This is a genomic window from Streptomyces alkaliphilus, from assembly GCF_014141535.1.
GTDB lineage: Bacteria > Actinomycetota > Actinomycetes > Streptomycetales > Streptomycetaceae > Streptomyces > Streptomyces alkaliphilus.
Genome location: NZ_VKHT01001371.1, coordinates 1 through 1,041 on the forward strand (window position 1 = coordinate 1; position 1,041 = coordinate 1,041).

Here is a 1,041-nt window from a genome sequence, read left to right on the forward strand (position 1 = left end):
CCCCCGAGCTGCTGGAGCGGGTCGCCGCCCTGCCCCCGGCCGACGACACCCCCGACGTCGACGAGCGGCGGGCCACCGAACCGGAGGACTCCTACGGTCTGCGGCGCCTGCTGCGCGGTCTGGGACGCCCCCTGCTGTTCGCCCTGCTGCTGGTGGTCGCCGACGCCGGCGCCGCCCTGCTGCTGCCCATCCTCATCCGGCACGGCATCGACGAGGGCGTCACCCGGGGCGCGCTGGACGGTGTCCTGGTCGCCGCCGCGATCGCCCTCGGCGTGGTGCTCGCCCAGTGGCTCGTGCAGTACGGCGGCCTGCGGGCCGTCGGCCGCACCGGCGAACGCGCCCTCTACGCACTGCGCCTGAAGATCTTCTCCCACCTCCAGCGGCTGGGGCTGGACTACTACGAGCGCGAACTGACCGGCCGCGTGATGACCCGGATGACCACCGACGTCGACGCCCTGACCACCTTCCTGCAGACCGGACTGGTGCAGGCACTGGTGTCGATCATGACCTTCCTCGGCATCCTGGGTGCCCTCGTCGTCATCGACCCACAACTCGCCCTGGTGGTGCTCGCCACCCTCGTGCCCCTGATCATCGGCACCGTCTTCTTCCGGCGGGCCAGCGTCAAGGCGTACGAGCTGGCCCGGGAACGGGTCGCCGGCGTCAACGCCGACCTCCAGGAGAACGTCTCCGGCCTGCGTCTGGTGCAGGCCGCCCGCCGCGAGGCCGGCGCCGAGGAGCGGTTCGCCGAGCGTTCCGACGGCTACCGCCGGGCACGGGTGCGGGGACAGTGGCTCATCTCGATCTACTTCCCCTTCGTGCAGCTGCTCGCCACGGTGGCCACCGCCGGGGTGCTGGTCCTCGGTTCCGGCCGGGTCGCCGCCGGCACCCTGACGGCGGGAGCCCTGGTCGCGTACCTGCTCTACATCGAGCTGTTCTTCGCGCCGGTGCAGCAGCTCTCCCAGGTCTTCGACGGTTACCAGCAGGCCACGGTCTCCCTGGGCCGCATCCAGGAACTGCTGCGCGAGCCGACCTCCACCCCGC

1 protein-coding gene is annotated in these 1,041 nt (G+C 72.0%); it reads left to right on the plus strand.

All coding sequences use genetic code 11. The features are described 5' to 3' along the window. A partial coding sequence (locus FNQ90_RS24545; protein ID WP_182608344.1) for an ABC transporter ATP-binding protein occupies positions 1–1,041 on the plus strand: 1,041 nt, incomplete at both ends.